Here is a 17,245-nt window from a genome sequence, read left to right as displayed (position 1 = left end):
CGTTACTTCCACAGCGCGCACTTGGTCTCGGCCTTGGTAGTCCAGACCTGGTCGGCGGGCAGCGTGGCCACGACCTTCAGGTAGTCCCAGGGCTTCTTGGACTCGGCGGGCTTCTTGACCTCGACCAGGTACATGTCGTGGGCAAAGGTGCCGTCGGGACGGATCGAGCCCTTGCCGTAGAAGTCGTCGATGGGCGTGCTCTTGAGATGGGCCATGACCTTGTCGGCATCCGTGGACTTCACGGCCTGCACGGCCTTGAGGTAGCTGGTCACGGCCGAGTAGTCGGCGGCCTGGATGGAGGTGGGCATGCGCTTGGTCTTGGCAAAGAAGCGCTCGGCGAACTTGCGCGCCGCGTCGTTCTGGTCCCAGTACCAGCTGGTGGTGAACTGCATGCCTTCGGTGTTCTTCAGGCCCAGGCTGTGGATGTCGGTCAGGAACACCAGCAGGCCCACGGTCTTCATGCTCTTGTTGATGCCGAATTCCTTGGCCGCCTTGATGGCGTTGATGGTGTCGCCACCGGCATTGGCCAGGCCCAGGATCTGGGCCTTGGAGGCCTGCGCCTGCAGCAGGAAGGACGAGAAGTCCGAGGCGTTGAGCGGATGCTTGACGCCGCCCACCACCTTGCCGCCCTTGGCCTTGATCACCGCCGTGGTGTCGTTCTCCAGCGCGTGGCCGAAGGCGTAGTCTGCCGTCAGGAAGAACCAGTCCTTGCCGCCGCGCTCCACCACGGCCGTGCCCGTGCCCTTGGCCAGGGCCACGGTGTCATAGGCGTAGTGCACGGTGTAGGGATTGCACTGCTCGTTGGTCAGCGCCGACGAGCCTGCGCCGCTGTTGAAGTGCACGCGCTTTTTCTCATTGGCCACCTGCGACACCGCCAGGGCCGTGCCGGAGTTGGTGCCGCTGAACACCAGCGAGATACCCTGCGTGTCCACCCACTCGCGCACCTTGGAGGCGGCGATGTCGGCCTTGTTCTGGTGGTCGGCGCTCAGCAGCTCGATGGGCTGGCCCAGCACCTTGCCGCCGAAGTCATCGATGGCCATCTGCATGGCGGTGACGGCGTTCTTGCCTTCCACGTCCGCATAGAGGCTGGACATGTCGGTCACGAAGCCGATCTTCACCTTCTCCTGTGCCATGGCAAGCGGGCTGGCCAGGCCGGCGGCGGCCAGCATGCACGACAGTGCGGTCAGTTTTGCTTTCATTGGTGTCTCCTTCGCGTTGATGTCTTGGGTTTTTTGTCACAGGGCCATGGCAGGAATGCAGCCGGCGAGCCCCAGGCGCCAGCCACGATGGATATCCGGGTCAGACTCCGAGCAGTTCGTTGAGCACGGGCATCTTGGCCTGCAGCTCGGCCGCGCCGAAACGCTCGACCACATGGCCGTGCTCGACCACGTAGAAGCGGTCGGCCAGCGGCGCCGCGAAGTGGAAGTTCTGCTCCACCATCACCACGGTGTAGCCCTTGGTGCGCAGCATGGTGATCATGCGGGCCAGCGCCTGCACAATGACGGGGGCCAGGCCTTCGGAGATCTCGTCGAGCAGCAGCAGCCGCGCGCCGGTACGCAAAATGCGCGCCACCGCCAGCATCTGCTGCTCGCCGCCCGACAGGCGCGTGCCCTGGCTGTGGCGGCGCTCGGCCAGGTTGGGGAACATGGCGTAGATCTCGTCCACGCTCATGCCCTGCTGGCCGGTCTTGAGCGGCGGCGGCAGCATCAGGTTCTCCTCGCACGAGAGGCTGGAGAAGATGCCGCGCTCTTCCGGGCAGTAGCCCACGCCCAGGTGGGCAATGCGGTGCGTGGGCAGGTGGATGGCCTCCACGCCATTGATCCTGATCGAGCCCTTGCGTGCGCCCGTCAGCCCCATGATGGCGCGCAGCGTGGACGTGCGGCCCGCGCCGTTGCGCCCCAGCAGCGTGACCACCTCGCCGGGCTGGACCACCAGGTCCATGCCGTGCAGCACATGGGATTCGCCATACCAGGCCTGCAGGCCCTTGATTTCCAATGCCGGTGCAGTCATCTCAATGCGCTCCCTGCAACTGGCCGTCGGTGGTGCCCATATACGCTTCCATCACTTGCGGGTTGCGCGAAACTTCCTCGTATGGCCCCTCGGCCAGCACGGCACCGCGCTGCAGCACCGTGATGCGGTCGGCGATGGTGGAGATCACCTTCATGTTGTGCTCCACCATGAGAATCGTGCGGCCTGCCGAGACCTTCTTGATCAGCTGGGTCACGCGGTCCACGTCTTCGTGGCCCATGCCCTGGGTGGGCTCGTCCAGCAGCATCAGCTCGGGCTCCATGGCCAGAGTGGTGGCGATCTCCAGCGCGCGCTTGCGGCCATAGGGCAGGTTGACGGTGACCTCGTCGGCCAGGTCCTGCAGGCCGACTTCGGACAGCAGCTGCATGGCGCGGTCATTGAGCATGGACAGGCTTTTTTCGCTGCGCCAGAAATGGAACTCGGTGCCCAGCTTGCGCTGCAGGCCGATGCGCACGTTCTCCAGCAGCGTGCAATGCGGGAAGACGGCCGAGATCTGGAAGGACCGGATCACGCCACGGCGCGCGATCTGCGCCGGCGCCTCCTGCGTGATGTCCTCGCCGTTGAAACGGATGGTGCCGGAGGTGGGCTCCAGGAACTTGGTCAGCAGATTGAAGCAGGTGGTCTTGCCTGCGCCATTGGGGCCGATCAAGGCATGGATGGAGCCGCGGCGCACCGAAAGGTCCACCTTGCTCACCGCCGTAAATCCCTTGAACTCTTTGGTCAGGTTCCGGGTTTCGAGAATAACGTCGCTCATGTGCGCTTCGCCTGCTCCGTTGATGCTGCCAGCCGCCAACGCGTCGCCAGAGGCTCTGGTGGGCGTTGTGCAGGGTCGGACGCATCGTAGGCTTGCCGACGTTGTGCACCGCAGCGGGAAAACGCCTACGTAGGTGCTCCTAAGCACAGGCCCTGCCCCGCACTGCAGCATGGCGCATCAAGACGAGTCGCCGCAAAAACAAGAAGCAACCACTCACACTTGAAATAATCAAGCAGTCACGGGGCTGCAAGGCGCCGCGGCTGCAGGCGGGCCCTAGGGTTCTCCATCACCTCGGCCCGGCGACGCCCACGCGGAAGGCCAGAGCGCTTCCAAAGAGATAGCAAACTACCCTTTTTGCGGCTTGGCAGACAGCGACCAATGTCTGCTGCCTTACGGGAAACACCCAGGTGGGCAATCTCCCTGTGGCCTGCTCAGTCACTATGCGAAAAGCCGCGGATATGCTTGGGTTTGTCGCCCCATCAATTGAATGGCGACAAAGCGACTCGAAGTGCTATTCAATTAATAGCACCAGGTGATTGCCTGGCATGGGAATTGGCGATCGATCGCCATGAGCGCAATTGTCGCCGCCAAGACAGCATGTGCCCGGAGCAAGTTACTGCAGCGTTTCCTTGCTGCCTTGCGGCAAGGCCAATGGAACCACGGCAATGCCTTCGTCCAGCAATTGCATGGCCTGCTCGGGACTGGCCTTGCCGCGGATGGCGCGCTCTTCGGTCTCGCCGTAGTGCATGCGGCGGGCTTCATCGGCAAAGCGTTCGCCCACGTCCTCGGTCTGCTGCGCGACCTTGCGCGACCACTGCAGCCAGGCGGCCTGCATGGCCTGCAATTGCTCACGCGCCTGGGGCGGCATGGCCGTTGAAGCAGCGGCTGCCGCGCTGGCGGCCGAGGCGGCTGCAGCAGGCTCTGCCGCCGCAGCCGGGGGCAAACTTGCAGGCTTGGCGCCAAGATTGATGCGGGGGGCGCTCAGGCGCTTGGTGATGTCGCTGTGGCCGCAGACGGGGCACAGCACCAGCTGGCGCTGCAGCTGGCTCTGGAAATCCTCTTCCGAGGCGAACCAGCCCTCGAAGAGATGGCCCTGCGGGCAATGGAGGTCGAGCACTTTCATCGCGCACCCTCATCCATGAAGCAACCGGCACCGCGGCCTCAGCCGCGGCGGTGAATCAGGAAACGATAGACGAAACCCGGGAATGCCAGTGTCAGGAACAACGCCCCCGTGATGGCATAGAACTCCCAGCCCTGGGGTGCAATCTGCCCCACGCGGCGCTCCAGCAGCAGCGCCACGCCGCCGACGATGAAGTACAGCAGCACCATCTCCAGCAGGCACAGGGCCAGCGGCTTGCGCTGGGTGCGCAGCGGCCCCAGCTGCAGCCAGCGGGGGTTGAAGAAAGGCAAATTGGCTGCCACAAGGGCAGCCAATATCACGAGCCAGATCGAAGCGGTTTGCGACAAGCCGATGTCCTCACCGCAGGGCCTTGCGCGCAAGGCCCTGCACAGGGAAAGTGGATCAGGAAGCCAGGGCGCGCACGACGGCGTCGGCGCACAGGGCCATCAGGCCGCCGGGCAGGATGCCCAGACCCAGCACCAGGGCGCCATTGAGGGTCAGCACCACGCGCACGTCCAGCGAAGCGGAAACGCTGGTGGCGGTGATGGGCTCATCAAAGTACATGACCTTGACGACGCGCAGGTAGTAGAAGGCGCCGATCAGCGACATGACCACGGCGAACACGGCCAGGGCGATGTACAGGCTGTGGCCCGAAGCCACCAGCGCCTGCAGCACCGACAGCTTGGCGTAGAAGCCGACCAGGGGCGGAATGCCGGCCATGGAGAACAGGCAGATCGCCATCACGCCGGCATACAGCGGGCTGCGCTGGTTCAGGCCGGCAAAGTCGGCGACCTCTTCGCTCTCGAAGCCTTCGCGGGCCAGCAGCTGGATCACGCCGAAGGCGGCCAGCGTGGTCAGCACATAGGTCACCACGTAGAACATGGCCGAGCTGTAGGCGTTCTCGACGGTGGCCGGATCGACCTTGCCGTCGACCACACCCGACATCAGGCCCAGCAGCACGAAGCCCATCTGCGAGATGGTCGAGTAGGCCAGCATGCGCTTGAGGTTGGTCTGCTGCAGGCCGGCCAGGTTGCCGACCAGCAGAGAGGCAATGGCAAGCACGGCCAGCATCTGCTGCCAGTCGATGGCCAGCGGCAGCAGGCCGTCCACCAGCAGGCGGATGACGATGGCGAAGGCCGCCAGCTTGGGCGCGCCACCGATCATGGTGGTGATGGCCGTGGGAGCGCCCTGGTACACGTCGGGGACCCACATGTGGAAGGGAACCACGCCCAGCTTGAAGGCCAGGCCGGAGACCACGAAGACCAGGCCGAACACCAGCACCTGGTGCTTGATTTCGCCCGAGTTGATGGCCTTGAACACCTGGCCGATGTCCAGCGAACCGGTCGCGCCGTAGAGCATGGACATGCCGTACAGCAGGAAGCCGCTGGCCATGGCGCCAAGCACGAAGTACTTCATCGCGGCCTCGACCGAAGCCGTGTGGTCGCGGCGCAGCGCCACCAGGGCGTAGCTGGACAGCGTCAGCAGCTCCAGGCCCAGGTAGATGACCAGGAAGTTGTTGCCCGAGATCATGATGAACATGCCCAGCAGCGCGAGCATGGCCAACGTGAAGAGCTCGCCGCCGCGCAGCATGTCGCGGTCAGCGGCATAGGGTCGGCCGTAGACCAGGGTGACCATCATGGCCACGGTGGCGAAACACTTGAGCCAGTTGCCCATGGCGTCGGAGACGACCATGTTGCCCCAGCCATAGAACGTGTTGCCACTGGAGGCATACATGCCTTGCAGCACGGCCACCACGCCCAGGGTCAGCAGTGTCAGAACATAGGTGCCCGTGCGGCGCGGGCTTTTGACGCCCAGGTCCACCAGGGCGATCACGCAGGCCATGACCAGGAGAAGGATCTCCGGATAGATGGCCAGCCAGCTGATGTTGTCAATCATCTCGATTCTCTCGTTTCAGTCTGGTCACTGCAGCTTGCTCATGGCCACATGCTTGAGCAGCTCGGCCACGGACACATCCATCACGTCAGTGAAGGGCTTGGGATACAGGCCCATGTACAGCACGGCGATGGCCAGCAGACCCAGCACCAGGAACTCGCGGTTGCCGATGTCGGTCAGGCCGCGCACATTGTCATTGGTGACAGGACCCAGGTAGACGCGCTTGTACATCCACAGCGTGTAGGCCGCGCCGAAGATCAGCGCCGTGGCAGCGCCCAGGCCGATCCAGAAGTTGTATTGCACGGCGCCCAGGATCACCATCCACTCGCCGACGAAGCCGGCCGTCGCGGGCAGGCCGCAGTTGGCCATGGCGAACAGCAGCGCGAAGGCCGCGAACTTGGGCATGGTGTTGACCACGCCGCCGTAGGAAGCGATTTCACGCGAGTGCACGCGGTCGTAGAGCACGCCGATGCACAGGAACATGGCGCCCGACACGAAGCCGTGGGCAATCATCTGCACGATGCCGCCGGCAATGCCCAGCGGATTGAAGATGAAGAAGCCCAGGGTCACGAAGCCCATGTGGGCCACGGACGAGTAGGCCACCAGCTTCTTCATGTCCTTTTGCACCAGGGCGACCACGCCCACGTAGATCACGGCGATCAGCGACAGGGCGATGACCAGCCAGGCCCACTTGTGCGAGGCATCGGGTGCGATGGGCATGGAAAAGCGCAGGAAACCGTAGGCGCCCAGCTTCAGCATGATGGCGGCCAGCACGGCGGAGCCGCCGGTGGGCGCTTCCACGTGCACGTCGGGCAGCCAGGTATGGACCGGCCACATCGGCACCTTCACGGCAAAGGCCGCGAAGAAGGCGAAGAAGATCAGCGTCTGGGCCGTCATGGACAGCGGCAGCTTGTGCCAGTCGAGGATCTCGAAGCTGCCACCCGACTGGGTGTACAGGTAGATCACGGCGACCAGGGTCAGCAGCGAACCCATCAGCGTGTACAGGAAGAACTTGAAGGCCGCATAGATGCGGTTGGGACCGCCCCAGATGCCGATGATCAGGTACATCGGGATCAGCGTGGCCTCGAAGAACACGTAGAACAGCAGGCCGTCCAGCGCGCTGAACACGCCGACCATCAGGCCGGACAGGATCAGGAAGGCGCCCATGTACTGGTTCACGCGCTCGGTGATGTTCTCCCACGACGCGATCACGACGATCACGGTGATGAAGGCGGTCAGCGGCACGAACCAGAACGAGATGCCATCCACGCCCAGGTGGTAGTGGATGTTGAAGCGCTCGATCCACAGCGCCTTCTCCACGAACTGCATGGCAGCCGTGCTGTTGTCGAACTGCTGTATCAGCGGCAGCGTGACGGCCAGGCCTGCCAGCGCGCCGACCAGGGCCAGCCAGCGCACTGCCTTGACCTGATCCTCGCGGCCCAGGGCCAGCAGGAGGGCGCCGAAGGCGATCGGCACCCAGATTGAAAGACTCAACCAATGCATTTTTGTTCTTCCCCTACTACTTGTTGAGCCACACGAAATACGTCATGAGAGCGAACACGCCCAGCAGCATGACCAACGCGTAGTGATAGAGATAGCCCGACTGCAGCTTGCGCACCCACTGGCCGATGCGGCCGATGAGCTTCCACGAGCCGTTGACGATGCCGCCATCGATGATGGCCTGGTCGCCGACCTTCCAGAAGAAGCTGCCGAAGGCGCGTGCGCCGCGGGCGAAGATGTTCTCGTAGACCCAGTCCACGCCGTACTTGCCTTCCAGTGCCTGGTAGACACCGATCTTCTGCATGGACGACTTGATGGCGGCAGGCACTTCGGGCTTGACCATGTAGAACAGGTAGGAGACGACGACGCCTGCCAGTGCAAGCCAGAACGGCGCGGCCGTGAAGCCGTGCAGCGCCATGGGCACCCAGCCGTGGATCTTCTCGGCCAGCTCGGCCATGGCGCCGTGCTTGCTGCCATCGACGTGGATCACACCCTTGAAGAAATCACCGAACAGCATGGGCATCAGTGCCAGGGCACCGATCACCACCGAGGGGATGGCCAGCAGCATCAGCGGGCCGGTCACGACCAGTGGCGACTCATGCGGCTTGGCATCGTGGCCATGGCCGTGGTGGTCGTCATGGGCGTGGTGGTCATCGTGGCCATGGTGGTGCGCATCGGGATTCTGGTCGTAGCGCTCCTTGCCGTGGAAGACGATGAAGTACAGGCGGAAGGAGTAGAAGGCCGTGATGAACACGCCGGCCAGCACCGCGAAATTGGCGAAGCCAGCACCCGGCAGGTTGGTGGCATGCACGGCCTCGATGATGGCGTCCTTCGAGTAGAAGCCCGAGAAGAACGGCGTGCCGATCAGCGCCAGGTTGCCCAGCAGGAACGTGATCCAGGTGATGGGCATGTACTTGCGCACGCCGCCCATCCAGCGGATGTCCTGGTTGTGGTGCATGCCCATGATCACCGAGCCGGCGCCAAGGAACAGCAGGGCCTTGAAGAAGGCGTGGGTCATCAGGTGGAACACGGCCACCGAGTAGGCCGAGGCGCCCAGGGCCACGGTCATGTAGCCCAGCTGCGACAGCGTGGAGTACGCGATCACGCGCTTGATGTCGTTCTGGATGATGCCCAGCACGCCCATGAACAGCGCCGTGATGGAGCCGATCACCAGGATGAAGCTCAGCGCGGTGTCCGACAGCTCGTACAGCGGCGACATGCGCGAGACCATGAAGATGCCGGCCGTCACCATGGTGGCGGCGTGGATCAGTGCCGAGATGGGGGTCGGGCCTTCCATCGAATCGGGCAGCCAGGCATGCAGCGGGAACTGGGCCGACTTGCCCATGGCGCCGATGAACAGGCAGATGGCCGTCACCGTCACCAGCAGCCAGCCGGTGCCCGGCAGCAGGGTGTTCTGGATCTCGGGCAGCTTGGCGAAGATCTCGCCGTAGTTCATGGTGCCCGTGTAGGCAGCGATCAGGCCGATGCCCAGGATGAAGCCGAAGTCGCCCACGCGGTTGACCAGGAAGGCCTTCATGTTGGCGAAGATGGCCGAGGGCTTGTTGTAGTAGAAGCCGATCAGCAGGTACGACACCAGGCCCACGGCTTCCCAGCCGAAGAACAGCTGCAGCAGGTTGTTGCTCATGACGAGCATCAACATGGAGAAGGTGAACAGCGAGATGTAGGAGAAGAAACGGTTGTAGCCGTCATCTTCCTGCATGTAGCCGATGGTGTAGATATGCACCATCAGCGACACGAAGGTCACCACGCACATCATCATGGCCGTGATGCTGTCGATCAGGAAACCGACTTCCATCTTCAGCCCGCCGATTTCCATCCAGGTGTAGATGGACTGGTCGAAGCGCGCCCCGTCGAAGATCACGCTGTTGAAGGTGATGGCCGACAGGATGAAGGCGATCAGCACGCCCAAAATCGTGAGGGAATGGCTGCCGCCGCGACCGATCTTGTTGCCGCCGAAGGCCGTGCCCCAGATACCCGCGAGCGCGGAACCCGCCAGCGGTGCCAGCGGCACCGCCAGGAGCATGGATGCAGAGAGTGTTTGACTCATTCTTAAGAACCTTGCAAGTTACGGCGGACTCAACCCTTGAGGGAGTTGAGATCTTCCGCATTGATGCTGGTCTTGTTGCGGAACAGAAGCACCAGGATCGCCAGACCGATGGCCGACTCGGCCGCTGCCACTGTCAGGATGAAGAACACGAACACCTGTCCGTGCATGTCACCCAGATAGCTGGAGAAGGCCACGAAGTTCATGTTGACGGCCAGGAGCATCAGCTCGATGGCCATCAGCAGCACGATCAGGTTCTTGCGGTTCAGAAAAATGCCAACGACGGAGAGCGCGAACAGCATGGCGCCCAGCGTCAAGTAATGGCCCAAAGTCAGCGTCATGCTTTTGTCTCCACGGCGGGGGTTGCCTCGGCGGCCGGTGCCTGCGGCGCCTGGGTGACCGGCACCTTGACCAGCTCGAGGCGATCCTTTGCGCGCACGCGGATCTGCTGGGCCGGGTTCACTGCCTTGCTGTCCTTGCGCTTGCGCAGGGTCAGGGCGATGGCGGCGATCATGGCCACCAGCAGGATCACGGCAGCGATCTCGACGGGGTACAGGTATTCGGTGTACAGCAGCTTGCCCAGGGCCTGGGTGTTGGAGTACTGCACGGTCTGGCCGGCAGCGTTGACCGTGGCCGCAATGGCCTTGGGCTCCTCGACACCGCTGAAGCCGCCCATCAGCACCATGCCCATTTCAAAGGCGATCAGTGCGCCGATCAGGGCAGCGAAGGGGAAATGCTTCCAGAAGCCCTGGCGCACGGCGTCGATGCGGATGTCCAGCATCATCACCACGAACAGGAACAGCACCATCACGGCGCCCAGGTAGACCAGCACCAGGGTCACGCCCAGGAACTCGGCCTTGAGCAAAAGCCAGATGCCGGCAGCCTGCGAGAAGGCCAGGATCAGGTTGAGCACGGCGTGCACGGGGTTGCGCGCCGTGACGACCCGGAAGGCTGCAAAAAGCAACACGACCGAGAACAGATAGAAGAAACCAGTTTTGGCGTCCATGGATCGAATCTTTTCAAGTGATCAAGGAGCCGCTTCAGCGGTACTTGGCGTCCGCAGCCTTGGCGGCGGCAATCTCGGGTTCGTAGCGATCGCCAACGGCCAGCAGCATGTCCTTGGTGAAGTACAGGTCGCCGCGCTTTTCTCCGTGGTATTCGAAGATATGCGTCTCGACGATGGAATCCACCGGGCAGCTTTCCTCGCAGAAGCCGCAGAAGATGCACTTGGTCAGGTCGATGTCGTAGCGCGTGGTGCGGCGCGAGCCGTCGTCACGCACATCGGACTCGATGGTGATGGCCATGGCCGGGCAGACCGCTTCGCACAGCTTGCAGGCGATGCAGCGCTCTTCGCCGTTGTCATAACGGCGCAGGGCGTGCAGTCCGCGAAAACGCGGCGACAGAGGTGTCTTTTCTTCGGGGAACTGCACCGTGACCTTGCGGCGGAAGGTGTAGCGGCCAGTCAGGGCCATGCCCTTGGCCAGTTCCCAGAGCATGAAGCTCTTGAAGAAATCTTTGATCGAAAATGGGGTAGCAGCAACCGCAGACATTCTTGCTCCGCTCAGTTCCAGATGTTCCAAGGCGAGTGCATCCAGCCACCCACGATGACCAGCCACACCAGGGTGACGGGAATGAAGATCTTCCAGCCCAGACGCATGATCTGGTCATAGCGAAAGCGCGGGAAGGTGGCACGGATCCAGATGAACATGGACACGACCAGGAAAGTCTTCGCCGCCAGCCAGATCCATCCGGGGATGAACGACAGGAAGTCGAACGGAGGCAGCCAGCCGCCCAGGAACATGATCACGGCCAGGATGGACACCAGCCACATGCTGGCGTACTCGGCCAGGAAGAAGATGGCAAAGCCCATGCCCGAGTACTCGACCATGTGGCCGGCCACGATTTCGGCTTCGCCTTCGACCACGTCGAAGGGGTGGCGGTTGGTCTCGGCCACGGCCGAGATCAGGTACACCACGAAGATCGGCAGCAGCGGCAGCCAGTTCCACGACAGAACGCTGGCACCCATGCTGGCGAACTGGCCCTGGCCCTGGCTCAGCACGATCTGCGTCAGATTCATGCTGCCCGTGACCATGATCACCACCAGGAAGCAGAAGCCCAGCGCGATCTCGTAGCTGACCATCTGCGCCGAGGCGCGCAGCGCGCCCAGGAAGGCGTACTTGGAGTTGGAGGCCCAGCCGGCAATGATCACGCCATAGACTTCGATGGACGTGATGGCCATGATCAGCAGCAGGCCGGCGTTGACGTTGGCCAGCGCCACTTCGGGACCGAAGGGGATCGCCACCCATGCCGCCAGGGCGGGCATGATGGCCATCACGGGCCCCACGTAGAACAGGCCCTTGGCGGCAGCCGTGGGCTGGATCAGTTCCTTGGTCAGCAGCTTCAGGCCATCGGCCAGGGGCTGCAGCAGGCCGAAGGGACCCACGCGGTTGGGACCCATGCGAACCTGCATGAAGCCCAGCAGCTTGCGCTCCCACAGCGTCAGGTAGGCCACGGCGCCCATCAGCGGGGCGACGATGGCGACGATGCCCAGCAGGATCCAGAGCACGGGCCAGGCCACGTCGGTCCACCAGGGGGCGGCGATCAGGCCGGCACCGGCCGTCTTGAGTGCGTCAATCATGCGGCGCCTCCCTCACGAGCCTGACGTGCATCTGCCGTCAGTTGCAGCGACGTCGCGCGGCGCACGATGCTGTCGAGCTGATAAATGCTGGCCACCACGGGCGCGGCATGGCCTGCGCCGTTGGCGATGGAATTCACGGCAGGCGCACCATTGCCCAGCAGGTTGGCCGGCACGCTGGTGGCGCCGGCGGTGGCGGCTGCGAGCACATCCTGCGACGTCTCGTAGTCCACGCCCTGCACGCCCAGCAGGTTGGCCAGAACGCGCAGCACCTTCCAGCCCGGACGGGCTTCGGCCAGCGGCTTGACCACGGCATGGAAGCTTTGCAGGCGGCCTTCGGCGTTGACGAAGCTGCCCGAGGTTTCCGTGAACGGGGCGATGGGCAGCAGCACGTCGCTGAATTCCATGTTGGCCTTGAACGGGCTCAGGGTCACGACCATCTCGGCCTTGCCCAGTGCCTCTGCGGCGCGGGCGCCGGCAGCGGAGTCGAACACGGGTTCGTTGTTCAGCAGCAGCACGGCCTTGAGGCCGCCGGCCAGCATCTGGCCTGCGTTCAGGCCCGAAGCGGCAGGCTGTGCGCCCACCCACTGCGCGCCCACCGTGTTGGCGGCTTCGGTCAGGTAGCCGACCGAGGCGCCGGTCTGCTCGGCAATCCAGTTGGCCAGCGACAGCAGGGTCGATGCCTGTGCGTGGTGCGCAGCGGCATTGCCCAGCAAGATGGCCTTGCGCTCGCCGCGCAGCAGCGCGGTGGCAATGGCCTGGGCCTCGGCATGCACGTCGGCGGCGGCCACGGGAGCGGCAACACCTTTTTCCTGCGCCACGGCGGCGGCCACATCGGCCAGCGCCTGGGCCCAGTCCGGGGCTGCCACGATGGACGCCGTCACCGGCATGGCCCAGTCGTAGACACGCTCATTGATGGCGAGCACGGTGCAGCCCTGCTTTGCCGCCTGGCGGATGCGCTGCGCGAACAGCGGATGGTCCTTGCGCAGGTTGGAGCCGAGCACCAGGACGCCTTGCAGCTTGGACAGCGAGGCGATGGGCGTGCCCAGCCACTGCACGCCCTGGGCGGCGGTGAACTCGGCATTGCGCAGGCGATGGTCGATGTTCTCGCTGCCCAGGCCGCGCACCAGCTTGCCTGCCAGGAACAGCTCTTCCAGCGTGCTGTGCGGGCTGACCAGCGCGCCGATGGCGGAGGCGCCATGGTCGTTCTTGATCTGGCGCAGGCCGTTGGCCACGTATTCGAGGGCCGTCTGCCAGTCGACCTCCTTCCACTCACCGCCCTGCTTGAGCATGGGGCGGGTCAGGCGTTCGTCACTGTTCAGGGCTTCGTAGGAGAAGCGGTCGCGGTCGGCGATCCAGCACTCGTTGACCTCTTCGTTCTCGAAGGGCACGACGCGCAGGACCTTGTGGTTCTTGACCTGGACGATGAGGTTGGCACCCGTGGAGTCATGGGGCGAGACCGACTTGCGGCGCGACAGCTCCCAGGTGCGGGCGCTGTAGCGGAAGGGCTTGCTGGTCAGCGCGCCCACGGGGCAGATGTCGATCATGTTGCCCGACAGCTCGGAGTCCACCGTATCGCCCACCACCGTGGTGATCTCGGAGTGCTCGCCGCGGTTGATCATGCCCAGCTCCATCACGCCGGACACTTCCTGTCCGAAGCGCACGCAGCGGGTGCAGTGGATGCAGCGGCTCATCTCCTGCATGGAGATCAGCGGGCCCACGTCCTTGTGGAAGACCACGCGCTTTTCTTCCTCGTAGCGCGAGGCGGAGCTGCCGTAGCCCACGGCCAGATCCTGCAGCTGGCATTCGCCGCCCTGGTCGCAGATCGGGCAGTCCAGCGGGTGATTGATGAGCAGGAACTCCATCACCGATTGCTGTGCCTTGATCGCCTTCTCGCTCTTGGTGCGCACGATCATGCCCTGCGTCACGGGCGTGGCGCAGGCGGGCATGGGCTTGGGGGCCTTTTCCACGTCCACCAGGCACATGCGGCAGTTGGCGGCGATGGAAAGTTTCTTGTGGTAGCAGAAATGCGGGATGTAGGTGCCTGCCTTCTCGGCTGCATGCATGACCATGCAGCCCTCGGCGACCTCCACCTTCTTTCCGTCCAGTTCAATTTCAACCATATGCTTTTCTCGCGATCAGGCGGCGTGGACCGTCTGCTTGGAAGCGTTCTGGATCTTCGCTTCAAACTCGTGGCGGAAGTGCTTGATCATGGCGCGCACCGGCATCGCTGCCGCATCGCCCAGCGCACAGATCGTGCGCCCCATGATGTTCACGGACACCGAGTCCAACAGCTCGATGTCTTCAGGACGGCCTTCGCCGTGCTCGATTCGGTTGACCACGCGCCACAGCCAGCCCGTGCCTTCGCGGCAGGGAGTGCACTGGCCGCAGGACTCGTGCTGGTAGAAGTAGGACAGGCGCAGCAGGCTCTCGACCATGTCGCGCGAGTCGTCCATCACGATCACGGCGCCCGAGCCCAGCATGGAGCCGGCCTTGGCGATGGAGTCGTAGTCCATCGTGCATTCCATGATGATGTCGGCCGGCAGCACGGGCGAGGACGATCCGCCGGGGATCACGGCCTTGAGCTTGCGGCCCGTGCGCACGCCGCCCGCCAGCTCCAGCAGCTTGCTGAAGGGCGTGCCCAGCGGCACTTCGTAGTTACCGGGCAGGTTGACGTCGCCGCTGACCGAGAAGATCTTGGTGCCGCCATTGTTGGGCTTGCCGCACTCCAGGTACGCAGCACCGCCGTTGCGGATGATCCAGGGAACGGCCGCAAAGGTTTCGGTGTTGTTGATGGTGGTGGGCTTGCCGTACAGGCCGAAGCTGGCCGGGAACGGCGGCTTGAAGCGCGGCTGGCCCTTCTTGCCTTCCAGCGACTCCAGCAGCGCAGTCTCTTCGCCGCAGATATAGGCGCCGAAGCCATGGTGCGCGTGCAGCTGGAAGCTGAAGCTGCTGCCCATGATGTTGTCGCCCAGGTAGCCGGCAGCGCGGGCTTCCTCCAGCGCGGCCTCGAAGCGCTCATAGGCCTCGAAGATTTCGCCGTGGATGTAGTTGTAGCCCAGGGAGATGCCCATCGCGTAGGCCGCGATGATCATGCCCTCGATCACGATGTGGGGGTTGTGCACCAGGATGTCCCGGTCCTTGCAGGTGCCCGGCTCGCCTTCGTCCGAGTTGCACACCAGGTGCTTCTGGCCCGGGAACTGGCGGGGCATGAAGCTCCACTTCAGGCCCGTGGGGAAACCTGCACCGCCGCGGCCGCGCAGTCCTGACTCCTTGACGGTGGCGATCACCTGATCCTGCGTCAGGCCTTCGCTGCCGTCCTTGCCCAGGATCTTGCGCAGCGCTTGGTAGCCGCCGCGTGCCTCGTAGTCCTTGATGGACCAGTTGGCGCCGGTCAGATCGGCATAGATCTGGGGATTGATGTGGCGGTCGTGGAAGCAGGTCTCGCTGCCCGAAGCGGCAAACCTGGCCAGGACCGATTGTGCGGCGGCGTTCATGCCTTGCCCTCCGCGGCGCGCAGGCCGTCGATCAGTTCGTCGAGCTTTTCGTTGCTCATGAAGCTGCACATGCAGCGGTCGTTCACCAGCATCACCGGCGAATCCGCGCAGGCACCCAGGCACTCGGACTGCTGCAGCGTGAACATGCCATCGGGCGTGGTCTCGCCCATCTTGATGCCCAGGCGGGATTCCAGATGGTGCAGCGCCTTGTAGCCGTCGCGCAGCTGGCAGGGCAGGTTGGTGCAGACGTTCAGCTTGAACTTGCCCACCGGCCGCTGGTTGTACATGTTGTAGAACGTGGTGACTTCGTGCACCGCGATCTCGGCCATGCCCAGGAACTCGGCGATCACGGCCTCGCTCTCGGGACTGACCCAGCCCTGCTCCTGCTGCACGATGGACAGGCAGGCCATCACGGCCGACTGCTTCTGGTCGGCCGGGTACTTGGCCACCTCGCGCGCAAAGCGCTCCTTGGTCGCTTCGGTAATCATCGGTCAACGTCTCCAAACACGATGTCCAGGGTACTCAGCACCATCACGGCGTCGGCCAGCATGTGGCCTCGGCACAGTTCGTCCATGGCGGACAGATTGGCGAATCCCGGCGGACGGATCTTCAGGCGGTAGGGCTTGTTGGCCCCGTCGCTCACGATGTAGATGCCGAACTCCCCCTTGGGGTGTTCGATGGCCGCGTAAGCCTCGCCTTCGGGCACGCGGAAACCTTCGGTGAAGAGCTTGAAGTGGTGGATCAGCTCTTCCATGTTGGACTTCATGCCTTCGCGCGGCGGCGGGGCGATCTTGTGGTTGTCCACGATCACCGGGCCCGGGTTGGCACGCAGCCAGTCCACGCACTGCTTGATGATGCGGTTGGACTGGCGCATTTCGGCCACGCGCACCAGGTAGCGGTCGTAGCAGTCGCCGGTCTTGCCCACGGGCACGTCGAAGTCCATGCGGTCATAGACCTCGTAGGGCTGCGACTTGCGCATGTCCCAGGCCACGCCGGAGGCACGCAGCATGGGGCCGGTCAGGCCCAGGTTCATGGCACGCTCGGCCGTCACCACGCCGATGTCCACGTTGCGCTGCTTCCAGATGCGGTTGTCGGTCAGCAGGGTCTCGTACTCGTCGGCGCACTTGGGAAAGCGCTGCGTGAAGTCGTCGATGAAGTCCAGCAGCGAGCCCTGGCGGTTGCGGTTCATGACCTCGACCGAGCGCGCATTGCGCACCTTGCTGGCCTTGTACTGCGGCATGGTGTCGGGCAGGTCGCGGTAGACGCCGCCCGGACGGAAATAGGCCGCGTGCATGCGCGCGCCGGAGACCGCCTCGTACATGTCCATGAGGTCTTCGCGCTCACGGAAGGTATAGATCAGCGTCGTGGAGCTGCCTGCATCGTTGCCGCTGGAGCCCAGCCACATCAGGTGATTCATGATGCGGGTGATCTCCGAATACATCACGCGGATGTACTGGGCGCGAATGGGCACCTCGATGCCCAGCAGCTTCTCGATGGCCAGGCAGTAGGCGTGCTCGTTGCACATCATGGACACGTAGTCCAGCCGGTCCATATAGGGCAGCGACTGGATGTAGGTCTTGCTCTCTGCCAGTTTTTCCGTCGCGCGGTGCAGCAGACCGATGTGCGGGTCTGCACGCTGCACCACTTCACCGTCGAGCTCCAGCACCAGGCGCAGCACGCCGTGCGCTGCCGGGTGCTGCGGACCAAAGTTCAGGGAATAGTTCTTGATTTCAGCCATGGTCGTCCATCAAAA

At 63.8% G+C, this 17,245-nt stretch carries 16 protein-coding genes; all 16 read right to left on the bottom strand.

What is annotated here, in order from left to right; translation table 11 throughout:
- Nucleotides 1-2 precede the first annotated feature (2 nt).
- Complete coding sequence (locus ACF8LI_RS06220) at nt 3-1,199, bottom strand: ABC transporter substrate-binding protein (RefSeq protein WP_016447696.1); 1,197 nt, start codon at nt 1,197-1,199, stop codon at nt 3-5.
- 100 nt (nt 1,200-1,299) lie between these two features.
- A complete protein-coding gene (locus ACF8LI_RS06215; protein ID WP_016447697.1) occupies nt 1,300-2,010 on the bottom strand; it encodes an ABC transporter ATP-binding protein in 711 nt (236 codons plus the stop codon).
- Nucleotide 2,011: 1 nt separating this feature from the next.
- A complete protein-coding gene (locus tag ACF8LI_RS06210; protein WP_016447698.1) occupies nt 2,012-2,782 on the bottom strand; it encodes an ABC transporter ATP-binding protein in 771 nt (256 codons plus the stop codon).
- 613 nt (nt 2,783-3,395) lie between these two features.
- On the bottom strand, nt 3,396-3,905 hold the full coding sequence (locus ACF8LI_RS06205; protein WP_034363788.1) for a DUF1178 family protein: 510 nt from the start codon (nt 3,903-3,905) through the stop codon (nt 3,396-3,398).
- Between the two features lie 38 nt (nt 3,906-3,943).
- Nucleotides 3,944-4,249, bottom strand: coding sequence for a DUF2818 family protein (locus ACF8LI_RS06200; protein WP_016447700.1), 306 nt, complete (start codon nt 4,247-4,249; stop codon nt 3,944-3,946).
- Nucleotides 4,250-4,304: 55 nt separating this feature from the next.
- Nucleotides 4,305-5,798 carry an NADH-quinone oxidoreductase subunit NuoN gene (gene nuoN, locus ACF8LI_RS06195; RefSeq protein WP_016447701.1) on the bottom strand — a complete coding sequence of 498 codons (1,494 nt, stop codon included), beginning with the start codon at nt 5,796-5,798 and terminating at the stop codon, nt 4,305-4,307.
- Between the two features lie 24 nt (nt 5,799-5,822).
- Nucleotides 5,823-7,298: an NADH-quinone oxidoreductase subunit M gene (locus tag ACF8LI_RS06190; protein WP_046239124.1), complete on the bottom strand. Its 1,476-nt coding sequence runs from the start codon at nt 7,296-7,298 to the stop codon at nt 5,823-5,825.
- Nucleotides 7,299-7,314: 16 nt separating this feature from the next.
- Nucleotides 7,315-9,339: an NADH-quinone oxidoreductase subunit L gene (nuoL, locus tag ACF8LI_RS06185; protein WP_016447703.1), complete on the bottom strand. Its 2,025-nt coding sequence runs from the start codon at nt 9,337-9,339 to the stop codon at nt 7,315-7,317.
- A gap of 53 nt (nt 9,340-9,392) precedes the next feature.
- Nucleotides 9,393-9,701 carry an NADH-quinone oxidoreductase subunit NuoK gene (nuoK, locus tag ACF8LI_RS06180; protein ID WP_016447704.1) on the bottom strand — a complete coding sequence of 103 codons (309 nt, stop codon included), beginning with the start codon at nt 9,699-9,701 and terminating at the stop codon, nt 9,393-9,395.
- Entirely contained in the window at nt 9,698-10,366 is a 669-nt protein-coding gene (locus ACF8LI_RS06175; protein ID WP_012206970.1) for an NADH-quinone oxidoreductase subunit J, read from the bottom strand. The genes nuoK and ACF8LI_RS06175 overlap by 4 nt, the downstream gene beginning before the upstream one ends.
- A 34-nt stretch (nt 10,367-10,400) precedes the next feature.
- The gene (gene nuoI / locus ACF8LI_RS06170) at nt 10,401-10,910 is read right to left on the bottom strand and encodes an NADH-quinone oxidoreductase subunit NuoI (protein ID WP_016447705.1); all 510 of its coding nucleotides are present in this window, start codon (nt 10,908-10,910) and stop codon (nt 10,401-10,403) included.
- 11 nt (nt 10,911-10,921) lie between these two features.
- Nucleotides 10,922-11,998 carry an NADH-quinone oxidoreductase subunit NuoH gene (gene nuoH, locus ACF8LI_RS06165; RefSeq protein WP_016447706.1) on the bottom strand — a complete coding sequence of 359 codons (1,077 nt, stop codon included), beginning with the start codon at nt 11,996-11,998 and terminating at the stop codon, nt 10,922-10,924.
- On the bottom strand, nt 11,995-14,118 hold the full coding sequence (gene nuoG, locus ACF8LI_RS06160; protein WP_016447707.1) for an NADH-quinone oxidoreductase subunit NuoG: 2,124 nt from the start codon (nt 14,116-14,118) through the stop codon (nt 11,995-11,997). Before nuoG ends, nuoH begins: the two co-directional genes overlap by 4 nt.
- A 15-nt stretch (nt 14,119-14,133) precedes the next feature.
- Nucleotides 14,134-15,492: an NADH-quinone oxidoreductase subunit NuoF gene (gene nuoF, locus ACF8LI_RS06155; RefSeq protein WP_016447708.1), complete on the bottom strand. Its 1,359-nt coding sequence runs from the start codon at nt 15,490-15,492 to the stop codon at nt 14,134-14,136.
- Nucleotides 15,489-15,980, bottom strand: a complete 492-nt coding sequence (gene nuoE / locus ACF8LI_RS06150) for an NADH-quinone oxidoreductase subunit NuoE (RefSeq protein WP_016447709.1) — start codon at nt 15,978-15,980, stop codon at nt 15,489-15,491. The genes nuoF and nuoE overlap by 4 nt, the downstream gene beginning before the upstream one ends.
- Nucleotides 15,977-17,230, bottom strand: coding sequence for an NADH-quinone oxidoreductase subunit D (locus ACF8LI_RS06145; protein WP_016447710.1), 1,254 nt, complete (start codon nt 17,228-17,230; stop codon nt 15,977-15,979). The genes nuoE and ACF8LI_RS06145 overlap by 4 nt, the downstream gene beginning before the upstream one ends.
- Nucleotides 17,231-17,245: the final 15 nt, after the last annotated feature.

This window comes from Delftia sp. WSY_12 (assembly GCF_043104645.1).
Classification (GTDB): Bacteria; Pseudomonadota; Gammaproteobacteria; order Burkholderiales; family Burkholderiaceae_C; genus Comamonas; species Comamonas tsuruhatensis.
This window is presented reverse-complemented; position numbering and strand designations above follow the sequence as displayed.